Here is a 19,995-nt window from a genome sequence, read left to right as displayed (position 1 = left end):
ACAACTTCACGGTAGGCCCGCGATGTTTCGCCGGAATGCAATCAATGTGTCCTGCTCGTAAAGGAGACCTCACATAGCCGCAATCCTCACCGTGATGCCGAAGTTAAGCCCCCGAAACAAAGGGGAAACTGACGCGAAACTGCGTGTCTTTAGTCTGAAGTGACAAGTCGCGGATGACGGTTCTGCGGCACATGCGAAAGGCCGCCAGTGACCGGACATACTTCCCCTTCAGAGAACCCGCGCCGCATTGTGGTCGCGGGCGGAGGCCCTGCGGCCCACCGCTTTGCCGATGCCATGCATACCCGCGGTCTCGAGGGCTGGCACGTCACGGTCCTGACCGAGGAAGCGCATCTTCCTTATGACCGGGTCACGCTGAGCAAGGCGCTCATCGAGGTGGACTGCGACCTCACCCTCGGACACGCGTCAATGTGGGAGCACGAGGCCCTGGACCTGCGCACAGGCGAGCGGGTGGTCAAGATCAACACCGATGCCAAGTCCGTGGAAACCGCGGCTGGCAATAGCTACGAATATGATGCCCTCGTGGTTGCGACGGGTTCGAATGCTGCCCGTCTGCCGATCCCGGGCGCCGAGCTCACCCATGTCTACCGCACCCTCGAAGACGTCTGGGCCATCAACGAAGCAATCACCCAGCTCACGGAAAAGCTGGGCCGCAAGGTCAACGCTGTCACCATCGGCGGCGGTCTCCTCGGCCTTGAATCGGCAGCAGGGACGGAGCGGTTGGGCGCCACGCCGATCGTCATCGACGGCGCGTCCTGGCTGATGGCCACCCAGCTCGACGAAGGGGCCGGCCAGGCACTGGGCCGCCTTATCAAAGACAAGGGCTTCGAAATCCACGGCGGCGTCTTCCCCTCGGAAGTTTTGTCCGACGACGACGGCCAGGTCACCGGAGTCCTCATGGCCGACGGCCGCATCATCGACGCCGACATCGTGATCGTCGCGATCGGGGTCAGGCCGCGCGATGAGCTCTTCCGTGCAGCGGAGGGCGAGGAACAGGTCTTCACGCTTGGCCAGCGTGGCGGTGTTGTCATTTCCGATGCTTGCGAGACCGAGATCCCCGGAATCTTCGCCATCGGTGAGGTGGCGAACTTCGGCGGGATGTGCCTGGGCCTCGTGGCACCGGCGAACACGATGGCCGAGATCGTCGCGGACCGCCTGCACGGCGGACAAGCGACCTTCCCCGGTTTCGACACGGCCACCAAGCTCAAGCTCTCCGGCGTGGACGTCGCCAGCTTCGGCGACGCGTTCGCCAAGACCGAGCACTCCTTGGAAATCGTCTACGCCGACCCCGCCCGCGGCGTGTACCAGAAGATCGTCACCACCGACGACGCCAAGACCCTCCTGGGCGGCATCTTCGTCGGCGACGCCACCCCGTACATGAGCTTGCGCCCCCTGCTCGGCCGCGAACTGCCCGCAGAACCCGGCGCCTATTTGACGGCCGCCGGCGGCGGGGACGCCCCCGAAACCGAACTGCCCGATGACGCGATCCTGTGCTCCTGCAACAACGTCCCCGCCGGGAACATCCGGGACGCGGTCAACGCGTGCGGGACGTGCGAAGGCAACGAGCCGGTCCGCGATGTGCCAGGCCTCAAGGCCTGCACTCGGGCCGGCACCCAGTGCGGCTCCTGCGTGCCGATGATCAAGAAGCTCCTCGAAGGGGAACTGAAGAAGTCCGGCATCGAAGTCTCCAAGGCGTTGTGCGAGCACTTCGAGCTCTCCCGGCAGGAACTTTTCGACGCGATCCGCGTCCTGGAACTGACATCCTTCGAGGAGATCCTGGCCAAATACGGCACCGGAGCGGGTTGCGACATCTGCAAGCCAACCATCGCCTCGATCCTGGCGTCGCAGCATTCCGCGTACGTGCTCGACGCCGGCCGCGGCACCCTGCAGGACACCAACGACCGCGCCCTGGCCAACATGCAAAAAGACGGCACCTACTCCGTGGTCCCGCGCATCCCGGGTGGGGAGATCACGCCCGACAAGCTCGTGGTCATCGGCACGATCGCCAAGAAGTACGGCCTGTACACGAAGATCACCGGCGGCCAGCGCATCGACATGTTCGGCGCCCGCCTCGAACAACTCCCGGAGATCTGGGGCGAGCTCATTGACGCAGGCATGGAGTCCGGCCAGGCGTACGGCAAGAGCCTGCGCACCGTGAAATCCTGCGTGGGTTCCACCTGGTGCCGCTTCGGTGTCCTCGACTCCGTCGCCATGGCCATCAACCTGGAACTGCGCTACCGCGGCCTGCGCAGCCCGCACAAACTCAAAATGGGCGTCTCCGGTTGCGCCCGCGAATGCGCCGAAGCCCGCGGCAAGGACGTCGGCGTGATCGCGACATCGGAGGGTTGGAACCTCTACGTCGGCGGCAACGGCGGAGCGAACCCCGCTCACGCCCAGCTCCTCGCCGGCGGCTTGGACGACGACATCCTAGTGAAGTACATCGACCGCTACTTCATGTACTACATCCGCACCGCCGACCGGCTTCAACGCACCGCCCGCTGGCAGGAAGAGCTCGACGGCGGCCTGGAGCACGTGCGCCAGGTTGTCGTCGAGGACTCCCTCGGCATCGCCGAGGAGCTCGAAGCCGCCATGGCCAAGCACGTTGGGTCCTACGAGGACGAGTGGGCCGCGACCCTGAAGGACCCGGAACGCCTCCGCCGCTTCCGCTCCTTCGTCAACGCCCCCGAGCAAGAAGACGAGGCCATCGTCTTCGTCCCCGAACGCGGCCAGATCCGCCCCGCCACCAACGAAGAAAAAAGCGCCGTCTTGATTTCTTCCGCGAGCATCCCCGTCCGCGGAAGGGACTAAGAACGCACCTCCACGGCGGGCTACGGGGACGGCGAGCTAGGGCGACGGCGAGTGGTCGCCGCGGGCTCCGACCACGCTGCCCCGTGGCTCGTCGTCGGCGTTTTCCAGAAGCGCGCTAAGGCGTTCGACTTGTTCTGCCAACCGGCGGATCTCCTGTTTCATGGGCTCCTCGGCGACTGTCGCGGCCGCCGCAGCTCCGGAGGAGACCTGTTCAACGAGCCACGAGGCAACCGAAGCGGTCACGACGCCCAGGACAGCGATTCCGCAGACCATCAAACCTCCGGCAACGCAGCGGCCCACAACCGTCACCGGGTAGTGGTCCCCGTAGCCGACGGTAGTGATGGTGACCATCGCCCACCAGATGGCATCGCCAAAGTTGGTGATGTTGGCGCCCGCGGCGTTCTCCTCAGCATCAAGCACGGCGATGGCACCGCAATACGTCAGGAGGGCCGCGGACCCAAGGACAAAAGTGAGGATGCGGCCCCGCATGGCGTTCCCGGCGGTGCGATGAAGCAGCTTCAGGAGTGTCACGAGCCGCAACAACCTCAAGGGCCTGAGGACCGGGAGGGCCAAAATCAGCAATTCGTGCAGGTTCCGCACGAACCACTGGGCGCGACGCCGCGCCAGGACCAGGCACATCGCATAGTCCAGGGCAAACACCAGCCAGGTGACCCAGATGATGGTGTCAACGACCGTGGATTGGGCCTCGCTGAGATTGGCGATCACTTGGAATGAATAGGCCACCAGGAACAGCACCGCTGCCGCCACCATGGGCCATTCGGAAACCTGCCGCCATCGCTCTTGAGTCATTCGTCGATATTAGCCACCCACCCTATTGACCGCGTTCACCTGCTGGCACACGGCTGCCTCCCAGCAAACGTTCATCTCCCAGTAACCGGTACTGGCTAGGATCGAACCCATGATTAATATGATCCAGGCCATCGTTATGGGCCTGCTGCAGGGAATCACCGAACTCTTTCCGATTTCCAGCCTCGGCCACAGCGTCATCCTGCCCAAACTGTTCGGTTGGGGCCTGGACCAGAAGGCGCCCGAATTCCTGAACTTCCTCATTGCCACCCACCTGGCTACAGCAATTGTGCTGTTCTTCTTCTTCCTCCGGGACTGGATTGAAATCGCCAAGGGTCTTGGCCGCTCCATCCGGGACCGGAAGATTGCTCCGTCAGACACGTACGCAAAGCTCGGCTGGCTCCTCGTGGTTGGAACCGTGCCGGCCGGAATCATCGGTTTGGTCCTGGAAAAGCCCATTCGGAACCTCTTCGGTTCGCCGCTGATCGCTGCCGCCTTCCTGGTGCTCAACGGTCTCATCCTTTTTGCAGCCGAGCGTCTGCGGACAAGGGACAGCCGCCGTGTAGCGGAGCAGGCGGCCACTGCAACGGTTTCCGACGCCGAAATCGCCACCCTGCCGTGGAAACGCGCCTTGGCAATCGGAACCGCCCAGGCAGCCGCCCTCATCCCGGGAATCTCCCGCTCCGGCTCGTCGATGGCCGGAGGCTTGCTGTCCGGGCTGAACAACGAAAACGCTGCGAGGTTCAGCTTCCTGCTCGCCACGCCGATCATCGGCGCGGCCGCCGTGCTCAAGCTGCCTGAACTCTTCACCCCGGCCATGGCCGACGAGCGTGGAGTCTTCCTGGTGGGGGCCCTGTGCGCGGGTGTCGCCGCATGGTTCGCCACCAAGTTCCTGCTTCGTTTCTTCGAGACCCGGACCTTGACGCCTTTCGCCATCTACTCGGTGGTCGGCGGAGCGATCTACTTCATCTTGATGCTGGTCATGGGCTAGGTTTCCGCTGAAGGCATCGAGCCAGGCATTGAAACTGTCGGAGGCCCCGCATAGGGTTTTGTCTGTCTCCACCACCCACTCATGAAGCCGCGGCAACAACCGCGGTAAACGACACAGGAGCAAACATGCCTACGCCTGACATCACCCCCGGTTCACCTTGCTGGATCGACCTGATGACCTCGGACCCGGAGAAGGCAAAGTCCTTCTACAACACGCTCTTCGGCTGGACCTACGAGACCGGGGACCAGGAAAAGTACGGCGGCTACATCACGGCCTCGAAGGACGGCAAGATGGTGGCCGGGATCATGCAGAAGCAGGAAGAGATGGCCCAGATGCCCGATGTCTGGTCCACCTACCTGCGCACTGACGACATCAAGGCCACCACCGAAGCGGCCGTCGCCAACGGCGGCCAGGTCTACATGGAACCCATGGAAGTACCGGACCAGGGAACCATGGCCATGTATGCGGATTCCTCCGGAGCAGCGATCGGTGCCTGGCAATTCGGCGAGATGAAGGGCTACCAGCTGGCTGCCGAAACCGGAGCACCCGCCTGGCACGAGCTCTTCGCCAAGGAGTACGACTCGGCAGTTTCCTTCTACCAGAACGTCTTCGGCTGGGAAACCACCGTCGTGGGTGATACCCCGGAGTTCCGCTACACCACGCTCGGGGCGGGCGACGACTCCAAGGCTGGCATCATGGATGCCTCCGGTTTCCTCCCGGCGGAGGTCCCGTCCTATTGGGGCGTCTACTTCGCAGTGGACAAGGTCGATGACACCATCGAGCAGGCCGTCTCCCTGGGCGCCACCGTGGTCCAAGCGGCTGAGGACACTCCCTACGGCCGGATGGCCACCCTGACCGACCCGACGGGTGCGATCTTCAAACTCATCGAAAACCAGGCTGCATAAGCCCAACCGCTAGGCCCAGCCCGCCACCCAGAGAGCATGCTCCCCCCACGACGCGGGGAGTGGACATATTGGGATTATGTCCACTCCCCGCCTCAAATGGAGGGCATGCTCTCTCTTGTTTGTGCCGTCACCATATGGGAACCCGGTTTTCACCCACGACTGATGTGATGCCGAGCCTGGGTTGAGTACCAGAAGTGCCTTCCGGGCTAGCCGCAGCGCCAACCCCGGATGAGCATGCTCTCCCCCGGCCCCGACGAGAGGACATATCAGGTTTATGTCCACTCGTTGGAACGGGCGGGAGCATGCTCATCTTTCTTGGGGGAACATGCTCATTTTTGGAGGGGAAGGCCGAGCATGTCCCTGGCGATTTCGTCCGCGTCGCGGAGGGTGCGTTGGCCGCTGCGGTAGCCGGTGCCATCCGAGGGCCGGGCTTCGGCGGCGATGGCCGTTCCCCACTGGGTGGAGGAAAGCTGCAGGCCAAGGGCGTACATCCCCGGAGTCACGGAACCGTTGGCGCCCACCAGCCGGTAGGGGTGCGGCTCGACGTCCAAGCCGGAGGTCTCCACCGGCATTCCCTCGGCAGTCATCATCACTTTGGGCCGCACCAATCCGTCGGCCAGCAATTGCCGCAGGAACGGAGAAACACTCACGCCAACGCGGTTCGCGGGAGACATGGCTTCAATCAGGGTCCTGGCTTCCGCGGCGTCGTCGTGCACCCAGGCAGATACCGCGCGGAAGACGCGCTTGGAACGATCAACGCTGAACCGCGGATCCGGGCCAACGAAACTCACGACGCCGGCGCGCGCCAAAGCGGCCAACTGTTCGGCGCGCAGGGCGGGAGGACCGCTCGCGAGCCCCTCAACGAAGGATTCGAACCAGCCCCGCAGCTCGCCCACCCATGATTCGTCCGTAATGCCGCCGTCGGCCACAGCACTCTTCAGGATCGCCCGTCCGGTATGCAAGGCACCGATGGCCATCTTCACGGGATCTGACTCTCCGAGCGCGGAGCGGCGGGCATCGTCGTCCAGATAGTCGACGACGGCGGCGTCGAGTTCTTTCCTGGACGCGAAGGAATGCCCGGCCAAGGGCGCCGCGAGGCCCAGCAGGTCAAGGCGGCGCGACGCTGCAACGTGGGTGGCAACCAGCTCTGCGACCTGGTTTTCCCATCGCCCGGTGGCATGCGCGTGTGGCTGCAACAAGTCTTCGAGGGCAGCAAGGAATTCGTTCGCATCAGACACGGCCACGGGTTCCGCCACGACCAACGTTGAGTAGTAGGCCCACAAGGCGTCCCGATGCAGGAGGGGCCAAAGATCGTGGTCGAAGCCAGGTTGGATGCCTGCCGCGGCGAAGCGTTCCACCGCGCTCTCGGTCAGATACCGCAAGCGCACGGACTTGGGATAGTACCCGTCCAACCCGGCCTTGGCCCGGTACGGAGTGCCCCGCCTGGATGCCGCAATGATCTTCGGTTCCCTGCCCGAAGGCAAGTATTTAAGCTTCCCCTGGAGACTGCCTTCAGCGGGCACGAATCGTCCCCCGCGGCCTTCGGTCAGCTGGCCCATGACGTCGAAGAAATTCAGGCCCATGCCGCGGACCAGGACGGTTTCCCCGTCCGGAACCAGCGCCCAGTCCACGTCGGCAGGTGCGGCGGGCGGGACGTGTAGCAGCCCGAGCTCCGACGCCACCTCCCTGAACGAACGCTGCTCCGGGTTGAGCCGGGACTCAAGGTGGCCCAGCGCGAGGACGAGGGAATCCACGGTGAGCCGGGCGCCGTCGTCGAGTTCGACGTCGAACCGTCCGCCCGCGCGCTCGCCGGCCGAACCTTCCCGCAAACCGTCCCGCGAACCGTCCGCCGGCCGGCCCGGGAGGGGACGCGCCGCCACGGCGTTGTTCCGGTGGAAGGCGATCTCAACGCCGGCCGGGACACGGTCGAGCAGTTCCTCCAGCGTCGAGCGCAAATACCGCCCGTAAAGGGCGCGGCTGGGAAAGTCGTGGGAGGCGAGCACGGCAAGTTCAGCCCGTTCCTCGTCGCTCAGGCCCGGACCGCCACCTGACCGCTGCTTCGCTCGCCACTGCTCGAAGGAGCCCCCGGCCAAAGGCGGCGCGAGTCGTTCGTCCTCGGGGATCAACGTGGGGTAGAACGACTGCGTGTTCATGAGGTACAGCCGGGACTGCTCGGGCTGCCAGACGTGCCCGGGGCCGGCCGGATAGGGGTCCACGACGTCGATGTGCAAGGAACGCGTTTGAGTTTCCGTCGCGGCCCAATTGGCGAGCAAACGCTCCAGCACACTGGTGCCGCGGGGACCTGCCCCGATCAGCCCAACCCGAATGTTCTGCGATTTACCCACGCCCAAGCCTAACTTCTTGTGACTTGCTTCCTTCTCAGACAGTCACTCTAGGATGGGGGATGACCACCACAGCAGCTGATCAAGCGCCCGCGCCCGACAACGAAACTGCCCAGGGAACCGCAATCGCCCCCGAACCTGTCGACGAGAATATCTGGCTCGAAGACATTCACGGCGAGGAACAGCTGGCCTGGGTGCGGGAGCAAAATGCCCGCACCGAAGACTTGCTCGACGACCCCGACTACACGGCTTTGGAAGCCGGAATCCTGGAGGTCCTGGACTCCACGGACAGGATCGCCATGGTCAACAAGCGTGGCGAGCACTACTACAACTTCTGGAAAGACCAGCAGAACCCCAAGGGCCTCTGGCGCCGGACCACATGGGAAAGCTACCTCAGCGATGCCCCGGAATGGGACGTGCTGCTCGACATCGACGCACTGGCCGCCGCCGAAGGCGAAGAATGGGTTTTCCACGGCGCCAACTTCCTGCGCCCGGCCGAAGGCGAACCGCACCGCCTCGCCATCATCGCCCTCTCCCCCGACGGCGGTGATGCCAACCGCCACCGCGAGTTCGACGTCGAGACCCGCACCTTCGTGGACCCGGCTGCAGGCGGTTTCGACCTTCCGACCGCGAAGGGCAACGTGAGCTGGCTCGATGCCGACACCCTGTTGGTTGCCACCACCGCCGACGGCCTGCCGAAAACCAACTCGTCCTACGCGCGCACCGGGGTGAAGCTCCGTCGCGGCCAATCCTTGACTGAGGCGGAGCGGATTTTCGAGATCCCCGAAGACCACATGATGGCCCTCGTCGCCCACGACTCCACCCCGGGTTTCGAACGCACTTTCGCCGTGGACTGGATCGACTTCTTCAACCGGACCACTTCCGTGCTGCATGACGACGCGTGGCTGGCCATCGATGTCCCCACCGACGTCAACCTCAGTTCGCACCGCGAATGGCTCATGTTCCGTCCGCGGCAGGACTGGAACGTGGACGGAACCACCTATCCCGCCGGGTCTCTGCTGGCTGCCGACTTTGAGGACTATCTGTCCGGGGCACGCGATTTCACGGTGCTTTTCACCCCGGATGAACACACGTCCCTCCAGTCGTGGAGTTGGACCCGGAACTACCTGCTCCTGAACCTGCTGCACGACGTCTCTTCCGAAATCAGGGTGCTCGACCCGGCCCGCAAGGACTCCGCGGGTGGGTGGGCCTCGACTTTGTTGGATGCGTGCCCGCCGCTGCACGATGTGAACGCCTACGCCGTCGACGACGAGGACGAAGCGGAAGGCGACGACGCCGGCAACGACTACTGGCTCGTCGCAACGGGCTTCACCACCCCCACCACCCTCATGCGCGGCACCCTGTCCCCCGGGGTCGCGAGCTACACGCTCGACGCAGGCCATGACGGCGGGGTGGCGAGCACGCACGCAGTGGTGAAGTCCTCGCCGTCGTTCTTCAACGAGGCGGACTACGAGGTCCAGCAGCACTTCGCCACCTCGGCAGACGGCACGCGCGTGCCCTATTTCCAGGTGGCGTCCAAAGATCTTGACCTCGACGGCGAGAACCCCACACAGCTCTCGGGCTACGGCGGCTTCGAAGTCTCTAGGACCCCGGCCTACAGCGGAGCCATCGGGCGCGCCTGGCTGGAACGCCGGACCGAAAGCATCCCGTCCGAAGACGGCTCTGCGGCACATTCACGTGGCGGCGTCTACGTCGTGGCCAACATCCGCGGCGGCGGCGAGTACGGTCCCGCTTGGCACCGCGCAGCCTTGCAGGCGAATCGACACCGCGCGTTCGAGGACTTCGCCGCTGTGGCCCAGCACCTCATTTCGCGGGGCGTCACCAGTCCGCGACGGCTCGGCTGCGTGGGCGGCTCCAACGGCGGACTGCTGGTGGGCAACATGCTGACCCAGTACCCGGAGTTGTTCGGAGCCATCTCCTGCGGCGTCCCGTTGCTGGACATGCGCCGCTACACCAAGCTTTCGGCCGGCTACTCCTGGATTGCCGAGTACGGCGATCCCGACGTACCGGAACAGTGGGAGTACATCCGCACCTTCTCGCCGTACCACCTGCTGCGCGACGGCGTGGAGTACCCGGAGACGTTCATCTGGACGGCCACCTCCGATGACCGTGTAGGCCCGGTCCAGGCCCGGAAGATGGCAGCCCGGATGCAGGCAATGGGCATCCCGAACGTGTGGTTCCACGAAGCACTTGAAGGCGGTCACGCCGGAGCCTCGGACAACCGCCAGGCAGCCTCACTCCAAGCCCGCAGCCAACACTTCTTGTGGCGGGCGCTTGCGGGCAAGGAAGGCTCGGGGCACTAGCGCCCTCGACGGGGAGCGCCCGACGGCGGCCCGCACCAAGTCCGACAGGCGGCGGTGCGACGCCCTGCGGCGGCCCGCGCCTCCGTTTTGCGCTCGGTGCCCAGTTCTGCGTATCCTTGGTTGGCTAGCAATAGCAACTGGAGACGTGCCAGAGCGGCCGAATGGGCTTCACTGCTAATGAAGTGTGGGGCACAACTCCACCGGGGGTTCAAATCCCCCCGTCTCCGCGTTTGGCCCCGGTCCCTGACCGGGGCCTTTTGCGTTTCCGCACCCCTGGGGGCCGCACCGTTTTCCCCATGTTTGCCGGGTTCCGGCGTCGAAATGACGCGACTCGCCGTGTCGTAAGCGCTTTCCCGATTCAAAGAAGGGGAGGAAGGTACGGGGTCGGAACGGAGCATCGCCGAATCCTGGAGGAAGATTCATGTCTCCGACTCTTTGAATTCAGCTCGCGTCAATAACCTCGTCCGGGTAACGGAGACCAACGACGAGGAGAGATTCATGCGTTCAATGACGAGATTCGCGATCGCAACGGTTGGGGCCGTCCTGCTGTCAACCACGTTGCTCACGCCGCCGGCGCTGGCGGCCAATGACGGTAACAAGGCGGGACAAGACGGCTCCAACGGCAACGGACACCAAGGCAATACCGAGGGCTTCAGCTTCGGCGTCATCGGAGACGTGCCCTACGGTAACGCTGAAATCCAAGCCTTCCCCTCCTACATTCAGGACCTGAACGCGCACAAGGAACTGAGTTTTGTAGCACACGTGGGCGATATCAAGAACGGATCATCCCAGTGCACGGACCAGTACTTCCAGGCCATCAAGACGAACTTCGACAGCTTTACTGCCCCTCTCGTCTACACCCCGGGTGACAACGAATGGACTGACTGCCACCGAACGAACAACGGTGCATACAACCCCCTGGAAAGACTGGCCAAGCTGCGGGAAGTCTTCTTCCCGCAGCCAGGTGTCACGCTTGGTTCTCCGATGCAGGTGAAGTCACAGGCAAAGGAAGGCTTCCCGGAGAACGTCAGCTTCCGCAAGCATGAGGTCGCCTTCACTGCCGTCAACATTCCGGGCAGCAACAATTCGATGCTGCCCTGGACGGGACTCGGCCAGACCCAGCCCACCGCCACCCAACTTAACGAGGTACAGCAGAGGACCGATGCTGATATCCAGGAGTTGAGGGATACCTTCCGGAAGGCGCGGAACAACGGTGACCGGGCCGTCGTCGTGATGACTCAGGCGGACATGTTCGACCCGACAGTCGCGGCCCCTTCCCAGGCGGATTTTGGTGCTTTCAAACCCCTGGTGCAGACCTTGATCGAGGAATCGAACTCGTTCGGCGGCCCGGTCTACCTGATCAATGGCGACAGCCACGTTTACAACCAAGACCACCCCCTCGCTGCCGGTTCCACGTGGCTGTCTTTCTACGGCCAGGCCACAGCAGCGAAGAACCTGACCCGAATCACCGTGGATGGATCCAACAATGCCAAGGACTGGCTGAAGGTTACGGTCAACCCGGGTGAAGCAACGAGCGTCATGTCGTTCGACCGGATCCCGTTCACGCACCCGGCGTCCTAGCTAAACGATCCAAGCAAGACGGCGGACGGCCGAAAGTCGCCGGAATCTCCGGTGTGGAAGTTCCGGCGACTAGCGTCCTCGAAGGCCTCAGCCCCGCCGTTTTTCGGGTTTACTCACAGCACTGCGACTGACTTCAGCTCCGGCGTACCGGTGCAGCGTCAGGCTGTCTACTGTGCTCAACAGCATCACGGCAGCCATGGCGAGGAAGGCGCCACGGTATGCCGAGGAAGTGCCGTCGCCGAAGAGCGACACATGGTCGAAGAGACGCAGGAAGAGTGCACCCACTGCAATGCCGGCGCCCGCGGCCAGTTGCACCAACGTGGCTGATACTGCGTTGGCCGAAGGTAGCTCCCCCGGGACGATATCCGCATACTGCACCGATGCGTATGCCGAGAATCCGATCGAGCGGAAGGCTCCGCTGGCCAACAGCAACGCAAAAATCAACGGCTCCGGGGTCCCTGCGTTGAGCGCTGCACAAGCGGCAAAGGTGACGGCCGAGGCGAAAGAGGCAAAGACCAACACTGGCTTGAAGCCGAACCGCCGAATGATGGGCGTCGTGGCGGGCTTGATGCCGATGTTGCCGATGAACACCGCGGCCACCATGGCACCGGATTTGAGCGGATCCCAGCCAAAGCCGTCCTGGAACAACAGAGGCAGCAGAAAGGGCACCGAGCTGATGGTCAGGCGATAGACGAACCCTCCGGTGGAGGTGGCCCGGAACGTGCGAGTGGCGAAAACCCGGAGATCGAAGAGCGGAGCCTTGGCTTTAAGCATCCACCAGGCCGCTCCGGCCAAAGCCAGTGCTCCGGCCAACAGCACGGCTGCCGGGACCACGCCCGCGCCGTGGCCACCAACCCCTTCAAGGCCTACCACAAGCGATCCGACGCCGAAGGTGGTGAGCGTGAGCCCCCGCCAGTCGAGCCGACGGCCGGCGTCGCCTCCCGTACGCGGAACCAACCTCAGGGCTGCGATGAACGCAGCAAGCCCCAGCGGTACGTTGATCAGGAAGATCCAGTGCCAGGAAAGATAGGTAGTGAAGGCTCCGCCCACGAGCGGCGCCAAGACGGGGGCCAGCAACAACCCGGGCCACACAAGGAACGCGGTGGCTCGGAGGAGCTCCGACTTGGGTGTGCCCCGCAGCACTACGAGAGTCCCCACCGGCACCATCATCGCCCCGCCGGCCCCCTGCGCCACCCGGCTCAAGGTCAGCAAGGTGAGGTCCTGGCTGGCCGCGCACAACAGCGACGCGACGGTGAACACTGCGATCGCCAGGCAGAAGATCCGGCGTGCACCAAAGCGTTCTGCGAGCCAGCTGCTCAGCGGAATTCCCATGGCCACAGTCACCAGATAGGCAGTCATCGTGATGTTGACATCGGCCGAGACCACTTTGAAGTCGGCCGCGATGCGCGGCATGGCAGTAGTAAGGACTGTTCCGTCCAGGAACTCCATGAAGAAGGTGGCGGCAACCAGCAAAGCGAGCCGCGGCTGCCACTTGGATTCGGACTGGACGTCCGGGACTGCGCCGGTCACGCTGCTTGACCGAGGACGAGAGGCAACACCGATCCTGCCCCCGCTTGCCTGAGGGCGCGGCCGGCAACGGTCATGGTCCAGCGGCTGTCCGCGAGGTCGTCGACCAAGAGGATGCCTTGACGGCCCAGCGACTCAAGGTTCTGTCCAAGTTCCGGACCCACCACGAGGCGCTCCCAGACACCGGCCAGCCGATAGGCGCTGTTGCCACCGCGCCCGCCCGTGGGTCCGCCGTGCTGGAGTTGGAGGGAACCCAGGTACGGCATTTGGCCGATGCCGGCTATGCCGCGGGCCAAGGATTCGACCAGCGCCGGCTTGTTCCTGGAGGGGATGCTCACGACGGCTGCCGGACGGCCTTGGCCGCTCCACGCCGTGGACCGGCCGTCTCCGGCGGACCATTCGCGCAAGACCTGTACGCAAGCCTGCAACATGGCCGGTTCAACCTCGCGGTCAGCTGCGCCGGCGGCAAAGAGCTCACGGAGGGCACCACCCCAGCCGAGGTCGGTCAGGCGGGCCAGGACGCGCCCTTCGGCCAGCAACTCTTCCGGCTTGATCTTGCCTTTCACCGTGACGCCGAGCCGATCCATGCCACTGGGCCATTGAAGCCGTGGTTCCAGCGCGAGACCCGCGCGCCGAAGCGTCTGCCCGGCGGCGTCGGCGGCGGCTGCTGCCACGTCCGCCGGGAACCACCTGCCGGCGCAATTGTCGCAGCGGCCGCATGCACGCGCGGACTCGTCGTCCAGGACCGCGGTGATGTATTCCATGCGGCATCCGGCGGTCTCTTGGTAAATCACCATGGAATCCTGCTCGTCCACCCGGGCCTCGGCGATCCGGGCGTAGCGCTCGGCGTCGTAGATCCACGGATTTCCAGTGGACCTCCACCCACCGCCCACGCGCTCCACCGCTCCATCCACGGCGAGCACCTTCAGCAGGAGTTCCAAAGGCGTCCGGCGCAGGTCCACCCGTGCTTCGAGGGCCACCGTGGACAAGGCAGAGCCGGATTCGGCCAAGACGTCGAGGACGGCTGCGGCCTTTTCCTCCGAGGGCATTGAAGCAGTCGCAAAGTACTGCCAGATCTCGCGGTCCTCGGATCCAGGCAGGAGGAGCACATCGGCATTTGCAGCGCCACGGCCGGCACGTCCGACTTGCTGGTAGTAAGCCACCGGCGATGACGGGGCACCAAGGTGGATGACGAACCCGAGATCCGGCTTATCGAAGCCCATGCCGAGCGCCGATGTGGCAACCAACGCCTTCACTTGGTTGTCCTTGAGGAGTTGCTCGGCCCGTTCACGATCCGCGGGGTCCGTCCGCCCGGTGTAGGACAGGACGTTGTGGCCTGCCTCGGAGAGCAGCCGGGCGGTGTCTTCAGCGGCAGAAACGGTCAGGGTGTAGATGATTCCGCTGCCTGGCATGTCTGCAAGATGGGTCAGCAACCAGCCAAGGCGATCCCGCGAGTCGGCGAGCTTCAAGACACCCAGCCGCAAGGACTCCCGGCCAAGCTCACCGCGGATGGTCAGCACTCCGGCGCCGAGCTGTTCTTCGATGTCATGGACCACCCGGGAGTTGGCCGTGGCCGTGGTGGCCAACACGGGAACGCTGCCAGGCAATTGCTCGATGAGATCGGAGATGCGCCGATAGTCGGGACGGAAATCGTGCCCCCAGTCCGAAATACAGTGTGCCTCGTCAATCACCAGGAGACCGGTACGGCGGATGAGCTCGGGAAGCTGGTTTTCCCGGAAGGAAGGATTGGTGAGCCGCTCCGGCGAAACCAGAAGAACATCCACTTCGTCCGCGGCCAGTTGTTCGCGGACGTTGTCCCACTCAAGCTGATTGGCGGAGTTGATAGCTACGGCCCGTACCCCGGCACGTGCGGCTGCCGCCACCTGGTCCCGCATCAGTGCGAGCAGCGGCGAAACGATGAGGGTGGGCCCTGCGCCCCGGCGCCTCAACAACAAAGACGAGACGAAGTACACAGCCGACTTGCCCCAGCCTGTCCGCTGCACCACCAATGCGCGCCGTCCCGCGTCAACGAGGGCCTCAATCGCCTCATACTGGCCGTCGTGAAAACGGGCGTCCGCATTTCCCACAAGCTCCTTCAATACTTCAAGGGCCTGCAGCCGGGTGGTGGACTGATCTGCTGCGAGTAGGGCGGCATCCGGGTTGTTGGGCATGGCTTCAGTATTCCAGCACCCGCAGACAGCCAGAACCCGGGACGTCATCTATGTGGACAAGCGTTTTCCACATAGATGACCTCCCCGCACAGCGACGACCTCGCTCCACAGTAAGATTGAGCGCGTGACTAGCGAGCAGAACAAGACATTTGACCTCTCGGCTTCCTTCAAGGCCTATGACGTTCGGGGGATCGTCGGCGAATCCATCACCTCCCACATCGTGGAATCCGTCGGCGCGGCCTTCGTCGACACCCTCGGCCTCGCCGGGGAAACTGTGCTGGTTGGCGGCGACATGCGTCCGTCGTCTCCCGAATTCATCAAGGCATTCGCCGACGGCGCCGCTCGCCGCGGCGCCGATGTCCAGCTCCTGGACCTCATCTCCACCGACGAGCTCTACTACGCTTGCGGTGCCCTGAATGCGGCCGGCGCCACTTTCACCGCGAGCCACAACCCCGCCGAGTACAACGGCATCAAGATGTCCAAGGCCGGCGCCCAGCCGATCTCCTCCGAAACAGGCCTCAAGGAAATCCAGGCGCTGGCGGAGAAGTACCTCAACAGCGGAAGCATCCCGGCTGCGGATGTCCAAGGCAACATCGGCACCCGCGATGTCCTGAAGGACTATTCCGAGTACTTGCGCAGCCTGGTTGACCTCAAGGGCTCCCGTCCGCTGAAGATCGTTGTTGACGCCGGAAACGGCATGGCCGGACTGACCACTCCCGCGGTGCTTGGTGACCAGTTGCTTCCTGCCCAGCCGTTCGAGATCGTCCCCCTGTACTTTGAACTGGACGGCTCGTTCCCGAATCACCCCGCCAATCCGCTTGAGCCCGAAAACCTGCGCGATCTGCAAGCCGCGGTGATCGAGCACGGTGCGGATATCGGCCTGGCGTTCGACGGCGACGCCGACCGTTGCTTCGTGATTGACGAGAAGGGCGAACCAGTGTCCCCGTCTGCTATCACCGGGATGGTTGCGCGCCGGGAAATCGCCCGAGCACAGGCCGCGGGTGAAAAGACCCCCGTAATCATCCACAACCTTCTGACCTCGCGGGCAGTCCCGGAGCTCGTGGCGACGGATGGCGGCAGGGCCGTGCGCACTCGTGTGGGGCACTCGTTCATCAAGGCAGTCATGGCCGAAGAAGGAGCCGTCTTCGGCGGCGAACACTCGGCGCACTTCTACTTCCGCGATTTTTGGAACGCGGACACCGGCATGCTCGCGGCCATGCACGTCTTGGCTGCATTGGGCGAGCAGGACGGCCCACTGTCCGATCTTGGCCGCCAGTACGAGCCTTATGTCTCTTCCGGTGAAATCAATTCCGAAATCGAGGACAAGGCAGGAGCCATTGAGCGGGTCCGCGCCGATTTTGATGGCGAAGACGTCGACGTGGACTACATGGATGGCAGCACCTTCACCGCGAAGGACGGCAGCTGGTGGTTCAATCTTCGTCCGTCCAACACGGAGCCTTTCCTGCGCCTGAACGCCGAGGCGAAGGATGTTGCCACCATGGAAAAGGTACGGGATCGCGTCCTCGCACTGGTCCGGTCCTAGCCGACAACTCCTAAGGCGGGCAGCAGCGTGAATTCCCAGATCAACGGCCTCGAAAACACAGAGGAACACGAACTCCGCGAAGTGCGTGAAACGCTGGGGGCCGCCTTGGCAACAGCGCAGGAACACCTGGAACAAAACGGTGGCTTCCTGCCCTTCGCGGTCACGCTCGCCGAGGACAACGAACTTCGGATCGTCTTCGTAACGCCTGGAGAGCCGGACGACGAGGGAAACGTCGACACAGAGTCGATGCTGGCAGACATCCTCGAATTGCTGCGCCAAGGCCGTGACGAGTACCGCGCGGTGGCGATTGCCAACGACGTAATCCTTCCGGAACACGGTTCGGACGGGATTCACGCCGCGGCTGAGCATCGCAGCGGCGGTCTCCTCGCTGCCGTTGTCCCTTACGTCCAGACCGCCGAAGGCTTTACCTTTGACAACGCCGAGGCCGACACCAATGTGCCCCTGGTATGGGTGGACTAGACCTTACTCCGTAAGCTTGAGGGCATGAAGATCAATGCCTTCGCGGATGTGAGCCTGCGTGCGCTCCTGGTTCTATCGTCCGCGCCCGCAGGAGAACTCCTGACGACCCAGAACATCGCAGACGCCGTGGGGACTCCTTACCACCACGTCAGCAAGGCCATCGTCCGGCTGAGGGAGCTCGGCCTCATCGACGTCGAGCGCGGCCGAAACGGCGGATCACGGCTCAGCGCCGCCGGACAGCAGGCCACCGTTGGGCACATCCTGCGTGAACTGAATACCAGGGCCGACCCCGCCGAGTGCCAATCCGTACATGGCGACTGCCCGCTGATTACTGAATGCGGCCTGCGCCATGCCCTGGCCCGCGCGAGGGAAGCCTTCTACCGGGAGCTGGACGACGTCGTCGTGTCCTCGCTGCCGCGCCTTCGGCAGATGGTGCCGGCATTCCAGGCGATCGGGTTACGCCCCGGACTGTAGACCCGGCTTATGGCGGGCCTCTGTCATCTTCGGGCTGTCGATTAGGCAAATACTTCTACGACGTGTAGAAATTAGCTATAGATACTTGCATTCTAAATACAAGTATTGATCCCGGTCCGTATGCGTCCCACGGGCCACTACGACAGGAGTACCTATGCTCTCGGACAAGTCCTTCCCCGTCATCGAGGCCACTTTGCCGCTCGTCGGCGCCCGGATTGGTGACATCACCCCCAAGTTCTACTCCCGACTCTTCGCTGCGCACCCCGAACTGCTCGATGGGCTGTTCAGCCGTTCGAACCAGCGCTCGGGCAACCAGCAGCAGGCCCTCGCTGGAAGCATCGCCGCCTTTGCAAGCCATCTGGTGAGCAACCCCGGAACCCTGCCGGAGACAGTGCTGTCCCGCATTGCACACCGCCACGCTTCCCTGGGGATCACCGAGCCGCAGTACCAAGTGGTCTACGAGCACCTCTTCGCCGCCATCGCGGAAGACCTGGCCGAAGTCATTACCCCTGAAATCGCCGAAGCCTGGACAGAGGTCTATTGGCTCATGGCGGATGCGCTGATCAAGCTCGAAAAGGGACTCTACGCAGCGCAGGCCAATGGCAAGATGTGGAGCCCCTGGAAGGTCGCGTCGAAGACTCCTGCCGGCACCGGGTCCACGACCTTCACCCTGGAGCCGGCCGACGACACGCCGATCACTGAAGCTCTGCCGGGCCAATACATCAGCGTCAAGGTCACACTCCCCGACGGCCTGCGCCAGGTCCGCCAGTACTCGCTTTCCGGCAACGCCGGCATCAGCCGAAGCTTCACGACAAAAATCGACGACGGCGGCGAGGTCTCGCCCGTGCTGCACAACACCGTTCGGGTGGGTGATGTCCTGGAGATCTCCAACCCCTATGGCGAGATTACGCTCAAGGAGGGCAACGGTCCCGTGGTCCTCGCCTCGGCGGGCATCGGCTGCACCCCCACGGCTTCCATCCTGCGCTCGCTCGCCGATTCCGACTCCGACCGCCAAGTGCTGGTCTTGCACGCGGAGAGCAATCTGGACAGTTGGGCGTTGCGCGGCCAGATGACGGACGACGTCGAGCGCTTGGATGGTGCGGAACTCCAGCTCTGGCTGGAGGAACCGCAGGCCGGGTCCAAAGCGGGCTTCATGTCACTGCGCGAAGTGGACCTTCCAGCCGATGCCTCGCTGTACCTGTGCGGACCGCTGCCGTTCATGAAGCACATCCGCAACGAAGCCATCAATGCCGGAATCCCCGCCACAAGGATTCACTACGAAGTCTTCGGACCGGATATCTGGCTCGCCAACTAGTCCCCACCGCCGCCCTCGCCTCGCAAGTCCGAAGCAGCAGGTGACCCCAACTAGCTCGCAGTTGTTGTCGTTTTGGACCCTCAAAACGACAACAACTGCGAGTCAGTTGGGCGGCCCAACCAGCAACAACGGCAGCATTACCTCGTCCACCACGTGCACCAAATAGTCGTCATCGATCGGCACTCCAGAGAAGATGAACCGCTGCCGCAGCAAGGCGGGGCCGGCCTCGATCCTTGTCTCCGTGGCCACGCTGGGATCGCATTCGCCGCGGGCCGCGGCCTGCTCAATGATGGCTCGCATGGTCTTAGCTACGTTGCCGCGGGCGTACTCCTGGACCTCAGCAGCCACCGCCGGATTCTGCAGCGCCTCCCCCAATAGCCCGCGCATTGCCTGCCCCACGGCCCCTTCGAGTTGTTGGGCCACGAGCCGCAGGATCGCCAGGGCGTCTTCGCGCAGGCTGCCGGTGTCCGGCGCGGACGCCGGGCCGGGCATGGCATCGTAGGCTGCCTCAAGCACCAGGGCCGCGCGTCCGGGCCACCGCCTATAGAGCGAAGCTTTACTCGCCCTTGCGCGCTCGGCCACACTGTCCATGGTCAACGCCGCGTAACCGGATTCGGCGATCTCTGCCCGGACCGCCTCGAAAATCGCACTATTCAGGGCCGCCCCGCGCCGGCGCGGCAGCTTCCGGTGGTCCCGGTTCCCCGGCATC

General features: G+C 63.9%; 14 protein-coding genes and 1 tRNA gene. 10 read left to right on the top strand and 5 right to left on the bottom strand.

The window, feature by feature from the left end:
- The first annotated feature begins 207 nt into the window (after positions 1 to 207).
- Entirely contained in the window at positions 208 to 2,826 is a 2,619-nt protein-coding gene (gene nirB, locus AB4074_RS07115; protein ID WP_441412746.1) for a nitrite reductase large subunit NirB, read from the top strand.
- A 36-nt stretch (positions 2,827 to 2,862) separates the two neighbouring features.
- Here nirB and AB4074_RS07110 read toward each other — a convergent pair whose 3' ends face one another.
- Positions 2,863 to 3,636 carry a potassium channel family protein gene (locus AB4074_RS07110; RefSeq protein WP_441412745.1) on the bottom strand — a complete coding sequence of 258 codons (774 nt, stop codon included), beginning with the start codon at positions 3,634 to 3,636 and terminating at the stop codon, positions 2,863 to 2,865.
- Between the two features lie 109 nt (positions 3,637 to 3,745).
- Between AB4074_RS07110 and AB4074_RS07105 the strand changes: the two genes are divergently transcribed.
- Positions 3,746 to 4,624: an undecaprenyl-diphosphate phosphatase gene (locus AB4074_RS07105; protein WP_345451336.1), complete on the top strand. Its 879-nt coding sequence runs from the start codon at positions 3,746 to 3,748 to the stop codon at positions 4,622 to 4,624.
- Between the two features lie 125 nt (positions 4,625 to 4,749).
- On the top strand, positions 4,750 to 5,529 hold the full coding sequence (locus AB4074_RS07100; RefSeq protein WP_441412744.1) for a VOC family protein: 780 nt from the start codon (positions 4,750 to 4,752) through the stop codon (positions 5,527 to 5,529).
- A 329-nt stretch (positions 5,530 to 5,858) separates the two neighbouring features.
- Here AB4074_RS07100 and AB4074_RS07095 read toward each other — a convergent pair whose 3' ends face one another.
- Positions 5,859 to 7,874, bottom strand: coding sequence for an FAD/NAD(P)-binding protein (locus AB4074_RS07095; RefSeq protein WP_441412743.1), 2,016 nt, complete (start codon positions 7,872 to 7,874; stop codon positions 5,859 to 5,861).
- 59 nt (positions 7,875 to 7,933) lie between these two features.
- Here AB4074_RS07095 and AB4074_RS07090 point away from each other — a divergent pair, with 59 nt between their 5' ends.
- The 3 genes from AB4074_RS07090 to AB4074_RS07080 all read left to right on the top strand — a co-directional run bounded on the left by AB4074_RS07090 (position 7,934) and on the right by AB4074_RS07080 (position 11,776).
- The gene (locus tag AB4074_RS07090; protein ID WP_441412742.1) at positions 7,934 to 10,195 is read left to right on the top strand and encodes a prolyl oligopeptidase family serine peptidase; all 2,262 of its coding nucleotides are present in this window, start codon (positions 7,934 to 7,936) and stop codon (positions 10,193 to 10,195) included.
- A 139-nt stretch (positions 10,196 to 10,334) separates the two neighbouring features.
- A tRNA-Ser gene (locus tag AB4074_RS07085) sits at positions 10,335 to 10,422 on the top strand.
- Positions 10,423 to 10,693: 271 nt separating this feature from the next.
- Positions 10,694 to 11,776: a hypothetical protein gene (locus AB4074_RS07080; protein ID WP_441412741.1), complete on the top strand. Its 1,083-nt coding sequence runs from the start codon at positions 10,694 to 10,696 to the stop codon at positions 11,774 to 11,776.
- 87 nt (positions 11,777 to 11,863) lie between these two features.
- On the opposite strand, the gene AB4074_RS07075 is transcribed toward AB4074_RS07080, so the two are convergent.
- Positions 11,864 to 13,306 (bottom strand): MFS transporter, encoded by a 1,443-nt coding sequence (locus AB4074_RS07075; RefSeq protein ID WP_441412740.1) that lies wholly within the window; start codon positions 13,304 to 13,306, stop codon positions 11,864 to 11,866.
- Entirely contained in the window at positions 13,303 to 15,474 is a 2,172-nt protein-coding gene (locus AB4074_RS07070) for a RecQ family ATP-dependent DNA helicase (protein ID WP_441412739.1), read from the bottom strand. The genes AB4074_RS07075 and AB4074_RS07070 overlap by 4 nt, the downstream gene beginning before the upstream one ends.
- Before the next feature lie 124 nt (positions 15,475 to 15,598).
- On the opposite strand from AB4074_RS07070, the gene AB4074_RS07065 reads away from it, so the two are divergent.
- From AB4074_RS07065 to AB4074_RS07050, 4 genes are all read left to right on the top strand, one after another.
- On the top strand, positions 15,599 to 17,017 hold the full coding sequence (locus AB4074_RS07065; protein WP_441412738.1) for a phosphomannomutase/phosphoglucomutase: 1,419 nt from the start codon (positions 15,599 to 15,601) through the stop codon (positions 17,015 to 17,017).
- Between the two features lie 27 nt (positions 17,018 to 17,044).
- Complete coding sequence (locus AB4074_RS07060; RefSeq protein ID WP_441412737.1) at positions 17,045 to 17,497, top strand: hypothetical protein; 453 nt, start codon at positions 17,045 to 17,047, stop codon at positions 17,495 to 17,497.
- A gap of 24 nt (positions 17,498 to 17,521) precedes the next feature.
- Positions 17,522 to 17,971: an RrF2 family transcriptional regulator gene (locus AB4074_RS07055; protein WP_441412736.1), complete on the top strand. Its 450-nt coding sequence runs from the start codon at positions 17,522 to 17,524 to the stop codon at positions 17,969 to 17,971.
- A 154-nt stretch (positions 17,972 to 18,125) separates the two neighbouring features.
- Positions 18,126 to 19,286: a globin domain-containing protein gene (locus AB4074_RS07050; RefSeq protein ID WP_441412735.1), complete on the top strand. Its 1,161-nt coding sequence runs from the start codon at positions 18,126 to 18,128 to the stop codon at positions 19,284 to 19,286.
- Between the two features lie 102 nt (positions 19,287 to 19,388).
- Here the strand turns inward: AB4074_RS07050 and AB4074_RS07045 are convergent, their stop codons facing one another.
- Positions 19,389 to 19,994, bottom strand: coding sequence for a TetR/AcrR family transcriptional regulator (locus AB4074_RS07045; protein ID WP_441412734.1), 606 nt, complete (start codon positions 19,992 to 19,994; stop codon positions 19,389 to 19,391).
- Position 19,995: the final 1 nt, after the last annotated feature.

The sequence above is a fragment of the Arthrobacter sp. 2MCAF14 genome (assembly GCF_052115645.1).
In the GTDB taxonomy this organism is placed as follows: Bacteria; Actinomycetota; Actinomycetes; order Actinomycetales; family Micrococcaceae; genus Arthrobacter.
The sequence above is the reverse complement of the archived record's forward strand: the minus strand, read 5'-3'. Positions and strand labels throughout refer to the sequence as shown.